Here is a 7,324-nt window from a genome sequence, read left to right on the forward strand (position 1 = left end):
TCAAAATGTCCCATTCCGAGAGGCATCCGGAGTGGCGCAACCCTTTTGTACCAGCCGGTCGTTATTTTGGTTTTGTGGGTATCTCTGCATGGATTCTGTTAGGTCTGACATTGGTGGTCACCGTGGTACTTTTACCGCAGGTGGCAAAATCGCGACGGCTGATGGGACAAGCCCGAAACGATGATCGTTTTTCGGATGGAGTGCGGCTCTTGGACCTGGACCAACAGGCGCAGCGACCGCATTCTGTAGAGGTTGCGCTGCATAAAAACCAAGGTAAGCTCGGACTCGCAGCGACCCGTCCCATTAAAATGGCTCAGGATTTGAGAACCTACACAGAGATAAAAGCCAACCGCGCAGCGGCAGCTTCCAATCGGGTTACTTCTGCTCGTCGTCGTGCCGGACTGCTGGGAGCTATGGTGCTTGCCTTGATTATAGTTGGTGCGTTTGCAGCCACCGGTTTCCTCGCTTGGTGGGTGATGGTAGCTCCTGTGATGGGTATAGGGGCAACCATTTCGTGGGGAGTTATTGCGGCGAAGCGCGGTCGCGAACAAGATCGTCAATTCCAGCAGTCCATTCGGGCTTTGGAAAAGCGTTTGGCGCAAAGCCCTGCGGGAAGAGCTGCATTGCAGTCCGTCGGAATGCGCGGAGCTAAGCAGTGGGCTAAAGTTGCGGCGACTTCGCTAGCGGGAGGAAAACAAATGCCTGGCACTCTGGCGCAAGCCGTGCGGATAGCTAATGAAGCAGCGCCTACCGCGGCAGTGAGCATAACTGCGGAAACAGACCGGCCGGCAGATATGAAACGTTCGGTACAGAAATCTGCTGACGTCGAAGTGCCGGAAAAGGTAGCAAAGGTAAACTCCCGCGGCGACAAACAGATTACCTCTGAGAAAGCTCCAAACTCTGAACTCGTAGAAAAACCCACTAAAACCGCGTCTGAACCCGCTGTGAAAAAGTGGAATCCTGCAGACTTGCCGACTCCGTCTTACACGCTTAAGACCGGAGCGATACGCCAGGTGGTTGTGGAACAAGACTTCCGAGCTGATTGGCAATATGCACCAGTACCGATGCGTCCGCAAACTGCTCAGATTCTGCCCGCCGGTGAGGCTCTGAGCGCTGAAGATATTAGCGTTGCACCGGTGGATTTGGAAAGCATTCTCGAGCGACGCCGCGCCAGTGGAGATTGAGGCGAATTCCCGGTTTAGTTCCCGGCATTCCGACACGACGTCGTCAGGGCAACGAGGAAAATTGGAAGTTAGCTACTTCAACCGCTACAATCTATACGAACCGGGGCATTGGCGCAGTTGGTAGCGCGCAACGTTCGCAATGTTGAGGTCAGGGGTTCGAATCCCCTATGCTCCACCGGAAAAGTATAACCGCAGGTTCCAGAGATTTTAGGGCTGAGAAATAGACTAAAAACCACCCATTTTGCGGTTTGGTGACCTGCGAAAGCCGTACTATCCGTGGATATATCTGAAAGGACTCGACACCCCTAGTTTTACGACTGGAAGTTCAGAATTGAGCGAAGCCGGTTCCGATTCTAGTGTCGTAGACAATAGTCGAATGTATGGAAATGACCCCGTCACCCCAATCGCATTGTCTTCGGAAGAAACTCTGGCATCTGTGCAGACAAATCATCGGTTTCGGAATTGTGGGATTGCTGGCATTTTTTATCGACTACGCGCTTTTTGCCTTGCTGTATAAAATAGTCGGGATTCATTACCTCATTGCGGCAGTGATTTCTTTTTGTGTTTCCCTAGCCTTTAACTATGCGGCATCTATGCGCTATGTGTTTCGGCACAAGAGTGACATGACGCGCCGACGTGAGGTGGTACTGTTCTTCGTGGGTGCTGTCATTGGATTGGGCATCAACGAAATCATGCTCTACGTCGGCGACGTCGTGTTCTGTATTGAGCCGCTCATCACAAAAATCCTTGCCACCGTGGTGGTGGCAGCGTGGAACTTTGTGACGCGGAAAATCTTTTTGGACTCTCGTGAATCAGAAAGTTGACGTGTCGATCACGTAGCGATAGCGCACCTTGGAATTCACCACGTTATTCCAGGCTTCGTTAATTTTATTGCCACTGATGATTTCAATCTGGGGTGCAATGTCATGTTCTGCGCAGAAATTCAGGACTTCTTGAGTCTTGGCGATGCCTCCGATACTGGAACCAGCGATAATCTTTTGATCGTTGACGACACTGCGCATCAAGAATTGTTGCCTGTGCTCGGGCAGCCCGACTACAGCCACGACGCCTTCAGGCTTCACGCAACCAACTAGGTCATCAAGTTCTACCCCATCGCTCAGTGTGGAGACGACCAGGTCGAATTGTCCAGCCATAGACTCCCAAGTGCCATCTTCACTGGTGGGGTGTAACTGTACTGCCCCGAAACGCATGGCGTCAGCCTCTTTGGCGCGAGTACGTGAAATGACGTGTGTCTCGGCTCCTAGAGCGGCAGAAATTTGGACCCCCATGTGCCCCAGACCGCCCATTCCCACAATGGCGACTTTCTTGCCGGGACCGGCGCCCCAGCGTGTTAAGGGTGAGTACAAGGTGATCCCTGCGCACAAAATTGGTGCTGCCTTGTCCAACGGAATGGAATCCGGAATGTGGCAAATGTAGTCTTGTTCAACAGTGATTCCCTGTGAGTAGCCCCCGGCGGTAGGCAGTCCATCACGTCCCACACAGTTGTAAGTCCAGATAGTGCCTCCGTCGCTGCGGCAGAACTGTTCGCTGCCTGCTCGGCAAGTCTCACAATGCCCGCAGGAATCGACGAAGCAGCCCACTCCCACGCGGTCCCCGACCTTAAATTTTGTAACGTCTGTTCCAACCTTTGTCACAATCCCTGCAATTTCATGACCGGGTGTCAGCGGGTAGGTGACGGAACCCCATTCGCCACGACCGGTGTGAATGTCAGAGTGACAGACTCCGGCATATTTCACTTCAAAATAAACCTCGGTGGGGCCGGGCTCCCGGCGTTCCAAGACTGTGGGGTGAAAAGGCTGATCGGGTCCATCCATTGCGTAGGCTTTTACTTGTGTCATTATGCTCCTCCTCAAATTCGGGCAAAGCCGCGAGAGTAGGGGACGCGCAGCCTTACCCAGATGTGTCGCTGCTTTCAGCTTAATCCAATTTCATTTTGCTGGGAAGGGGGCAGCTGAAACCAGGAAAAATTGTGAGAAAGAATATATACAAGACCTAGGTATAAATTGCTTGGATAACGCCTTAGAGAGTCTTGGCGACATCTTGGACCACCGAGATTACACCGCTAATCATCAGCTCCACCGCGATGGCTGCGAGCAGCATTCCAGCTAGTCGGGTCATTACCGCGACGCCCGAATTCCCCAAGAAATGAATAATCGGAGTTGCAAAATGCATAGCCAGCCAGGAGGCGAACATGACTGCGAAAGCTCCACTTGCCACCGCTATTACAGACAGAGGATGATGACCCGCATTTCCCATCGCAACCATCAGCGCCACTATCGACCCCGGTCCTGCTAACAGGGGAGTGCCCAGTGGGACAGCTGCAATGTTTAGGGAGCCTCCTTCTTCGCCGACAGTTCCTTCCGCTCCGGTCAGAAGCTGAAGAGCCACAATCAACAGCAGCAACCCGCCGGAAATCTGTAGAGCTGCGGGACTGATTCCCAACAGCCCGAACAGCTGAAAGCCAAAGAACCCGAATACGAACAGAATGACGATCGCCAACAAGTTAGCCTGCAAAGCCACAGTTTGACGCTGCTTCTTAGGGAGGTCTTTTGTCAGAGACATGAATACGGGGAGGTTCCCAAAAGGGTCGATGATTACAAACAAGGTCGTGAAAGTGGAGATAAACAACCCAAGTTCTGCGTTTAGCGATTCCACGGTACCTGCTTTCAATTCGCTGGAATAACGCCAGCAATCAGCAGCACCGCAATTAGCCCGCCGATGCACAGACGATAGATGATGAAAGAATTAAAGCTATGTTTCGAGACAAACTTCAACAGCCAAGCAATAGAAACATAGCCGATTACAAATGACATGACCAGCCCTAAAAGGGTGGGTGCCCAGCCTACGGTTTCCCCGATAGTGTCGAAATTGCTGATGCCCTCGAGAGTCCCCGCGGCGACCAAAGCCGGAATTCCCAGGAAAAAGGACAACCGGGTCGCTAGCACCCGGTCAAAGCCGAGGAACAGCCCTGCAGAAATTGTCGCCCCGGATCTCGAAACCCCAGGAATCAGCGATACACACTGCATTAAACCAATGAGTAACGCCTGAATTATGGTGGTTTGATTATCAGAATTGGTGTTTTGCCAGCTATGAGCGGGCTTACTCGCCATTCGGCGAGCTGCATACTGGTCGGCAGCGAACAGTACTGCTGACCAGACTACCAATCCTGCCGCTACGAACCACATGGAGCGCAAGCCTGTCTCTATAAAATCTTTAAACAGCAAGCCCACCACAGCAATCGGCACCGACCCAATGATGATGGCCCAGCCGAAACGGTAATCGGGATGGCGGCGGGCGGACTTGTGAAATACCCCCGTCACCCAAGCCTTAATGATGCGCCAAATATCGCTCCAAAAATAAAGTACTGCCGCCGCGATGGCGCCGATTTGAATGACCGCTGTGAAAGCGACCATCCCTACGTCATCGATTTGTTTACCCATCAGGTATTCAGCGATTGTGAGGTGTCCCGTTGAAGAGACCGGTAAGTATTCTGTAATGCCCTCGACGATACCGAGGATTAGCGCTTCCCACCATGACATGGGTTTTATCCTATACGCCACACCGGGAGACCTTGGCAAACGGAACCGGATGCGTGGGGGCGGGTTCTTTCGACAGGGCAGCAGAAAATTTAACGGAATTGGATGCGAGGGAGTGAGAGAATGTGTATTCTGACAATAACGTAACAAAAATTGAGGGGGAAACTCTTGGTGCAAAACAGTAAGACTCTGTGTATTGAGGGCTTGCACAAATCTTTTGGAACGCGTGAAGTTTTACGAGGGGTTTCTATGAATGTGCAGCCTGGTCAGATTTTGGGTTTTGTGGGAGCCAACGGAGCCGGGAAAACCACAACCATGCGTATCGTGATGGGCATTACTAATCCGAATCAAGGACGGGTGACTTTCGGGGGCGAACCTATAGATGCCACGGTGCGGGCCTCAATCGGCTATATGCCGGAGGAACGCGGTCTGTATCCAAAGATGAAAGTTGGCGAGCAGCTGGAATATTTTGCCAGATTGCACGGTCAGAATCGAAGCATTGCACGCGAATCAACCCAGCGCTGGGTACAGCGTTTAGGAGTGTCCGAGCGGCTGAAAGATAATGTGGAAAAACTTTCCCTCGGCAACCAACAGCGCGTGCAGCTAGCGGCGGCGTTGGTTCACAATCCGGTGCTGCTGATTCTCGACGAACCGTTTTCGGGCTTGGATCCGCTGGCAGTAGATGTCATGAGTGGAGTTTTGCAGGAGTATGCGGCACAAGGGGTGCCGGTCATTTTCTCGTCTCATCAGCTGTCCCTGGTGGAGTCGCTGTGTACGCACGTGTCGATTCTTTCAGGCGGCTCCATAGTTGCCTCGGGGGAGGTTGAAAAGTTGCGGAGAGAAGTGGGGACTCCGATGGTTCGGTTGTGCGGCGATGCAGCTGCCGTTGCGGCAGGGGCGGATGCTGCCCGAAAATTAAATCAATCGGTACAGTTTATTTCCGGCGGTTTGCTGGTGCCGGTTCTCTCAGACAGCCCTACGGCTCACGCCATACTGCAGGCCGCCGTTGAGACGGGGAGTGTCACCGAATTTGTCCCGGTAATCCCCTCTCTGGCGGAAATCTTCCGCAGCGCCGTGGAAGAAAGCGAACCAAAATCCGGGGTAACCGAGACGGTCAGCACCGAGATTGAGGATGTGAAAGGTGGTCAGCAATGAAACAAATCATGATTATTGCCGGGCGCGAGTTCTCGGTGCGAATGAAATCCAAATCCACCATTATCTCTACCATTGTGGTGGTGCTGGTGGTGTTAATAGCAGGGGGATTGGCAAATTTCTTTCACCTCTCCGAAGCGGACACCGAGAAAATCGGCGTAACCACCCAAACCCAAAGTTACGCACCGGCCTTTGAACCCGAGGCGAATCCCTTTCTGAATACAGCTTCCCCGATGGGACCAGCGTATGAGGTAAAGGGATACGCCGACGACCAGGAATTGGAACAGGCGGTACAAAACAAGGAGATTAGCCTGGGGATTGGCGGTACTGCGGATAAGCCAGTGGTGTTTAGCGATGGACCGGCTTCTCCTACGGCGATGTTGATGATTAATGTCACCGCGCAAAGCGTCATGTTGAGCTCGTATATTGGGAATCTGGGTGGAAGTTTCCAGGAAATCGCTCAGAAAATGCAACAGGTGCAGGTCGAGGTGAAAGACGTCTCAGAGTCCGAGGCTAGCGGGGATGACTTTAACTTCGCGGCTTACCTGGTGGTAATGGTGCTCATTACTCTGCTATTTGGCCTCGTCATGGCGTCGGGACAACTGGTGGCTAACGGTGTCGTGGAAGAAAAATCCTCACGAATAGTGGAAATTCTGGTTTCGACAGTGACGCCTATGCAGCTCCTCATCGGCAAGATTCTGGGCATCACACTATTAGGAGCCCTGCAAATCGTAATCATGGGCTCAGCTGGACTGGTGGCCTTGTTAATTTCCGGCCTGGCCAGCGGAATCCGGATTGACCTGGCCAGTTTCTCTGGCTGGTACATAGTGTGGTTTATCTTGGGCTTAGCGACCTATATGGTGCTATTCGCCGGGGCGGGGGCACTGGCATCGCGTCAAGAAGATGTTGGCCAGTCCACCCTTCCGCTCATTTTGCTGCAGATGGGCGGGTTCTACGCCGCCATTTTCTCGCTCCTTACGCCCGGAAGCGTCTTCATCAAAGTGGTCTCGTTAATCCCGTTCCTCAACTGCTACGCGATGCCGGCACGTCAGCTTGCCTCCTCCACCGTGGAGTGGTGGGAGCCTTGGCTTTCTGTGCTGATAAACCTGGCGATTCTCCCCTTCTTGCTATGGCTGGGGGCGCGACTGTATCGAGGAGGAATCCTGGCTACAGGCGCACGAATGAAACTGACGGATGCTTTGCGCCAAAAAGCCGCTTTGTAAAACCGTTGGAAACACAGGGAAAATAGCGCATGTGCAACTTCGATTTGACACTGTGTAGAAAACCTACTAAGTTATATATCCGTTGCGCTTGAGACTGATAAAGTCGAAAGGGCAGCAACTCGGGTCTGATGGCAAAGTTACGGAATGAACCGCGAGAGGATTTCTGTGCTCTAAAATCGGGTTCCCCGGTGCGAGGGTGACTTCGCGC

The 7,324-nt window shown here is 52.7% G+C and carries 7 protein-coding genes and 1 tRNA gene; 5 read left to right on the top strand and 3 right to left on the bottom strand.

Annotated elements, in window-relative coordinates; translation table 11 throughout:
* Positions 1–74: 74 nt before the first annotated feature.
* The 3 genes from HMPREF0574_RS07005 (at position 75) to HMPREF0574_RS07015 (ending at position 2,008) form a co-directional block, all read left to right on the top strand.
* Positions 75–1,184, top strand: coding sequence for a hypothetical protein (locus HMPREF0574_RS07005; protein WP_248612672.1), 1,110 nt, complete (start codon positions 75–77; stop codon positions 1,182–1,184).
* A 102-nt stretch (positions 1,185–1,286) separates the two neighbouring features.
* A tRNA-Ala gene (locus tag HMPREF0574_RS07010) sits at positions 1,287–1,359 on the top strand.
* A 205-nt stretch (positions 1,360–1,564) separates the two neighbouring features.
* Complete coding sequence (locus tag HMPREF0574_RS07015; protein WP_004008030.1) at positions 1,565–2,008, top strand: GtrA family protein; 444 nt, start codon at positions 1,565–1,567, stop codon at positions 2,006–2,008.
* On the opposite strand, the gene HMPREF0574_RS07020 is transcribed toward HMPREF0574_RS07015, so the two are convergent.
* The 3 genes from HMPREF0574_RS07020 to HMPREF0574_RS07030 all read right to left on the bottom strand — a co-directional run bounded on the left by HMPREF0574_RS07020 (position 1,997) and on the right by HMPREF0574_RS07030 (position 4,744).
* The gene (locus HMPREF0574_RS07020) at positions 1,997–3,043 is read right to left on the bottom strand and encodes an NAD(P)-dependent alcohol dehydrogenase (protein WP_004008031.1); all 1,047 of its coding nucleotides are present in this window, start codon (positions 3,041–3,043) and stop codon (positions 1,997–1,999) included. The two genes, HMPREF0574_RS07015 and HMPREF0574_RS07020, sit on opposite strands and share 12 nt — an antisense overlap.
* Positions 3,044–3,224: 181 nt before the next feature.
* Positions 3,225–3,875, bottom strand: coding sequence for a MarC family protein (locus HMPREF0574_RS07025; protein ID WP_004008032.1), 651 nt, complete (start codon positions 3,873–3,875; stop codon positions 3,225–3,227).
* Positions 3,872–4,744 carry an undecaprenyl-diphosphate phosphatase gene (locus HMPREF0574_RS07030; protein ID WP_004008033.1) on the bottom strand — a complete coding sequence of 291 codons (873 nt, stop codon included), beginning with the start codon at positions 4,742–4,744 and terminating at the stop codon, positions 3,872–3,874. The genes HMPREF0574_RS07025 and HMPREF0574_RS07030 overlap by 4 nt, the downstream gene beginning before the upstream one ends.
* A gap of 168 nt (positions 4,745–4,912) precedes the next feature.
* Here HMPREF0574_RS07030 and HMPREF0574_RS07035 point away from each other — a divergent pair, with 168 nt between their 5' ends.
* Positions 4,913–5,896, top strand: a complete 984-nt coding sequence (locus tag HMPREF0574_RS07035) for an ABC transporter ATP-binding protein (RefSeq protein WP_004008034.1) — start codon at positions 4,913–4,915, stop codon at positions 5,894–5,896.
* Positions 5,893–7,116 (top strand): ABC transporter permease, encoded by a 1,224-nt coding sequence (locus HMPREF0574_RS07040; RefSeq protein ID WP_004008035.1) that lies wholly within the window; start codon positions 5,893–5,895, stop codon positions 7,114–7,116. The genes HMPREF0574_RS07035 and HMPREF0574_RS07040 overlap by 4 nt, the downstream gene beginning before the upstream one ends.
* Positions 7,117–7,324 lie beyond the last annotated feature (208 nt).

Source organism: Mobiluncus curtisii subsp. curtisii ATCC 35241, from assembly GCF_000146285.1.
In the GTDB taxonomy this organism is placed as follows: domain Bacteria; phylum Actinomycetota; class Actinomycetes; order Actinomycetales; family Actinomycetaceae; genus Mobiluncus; species Mobiluncus curtisii.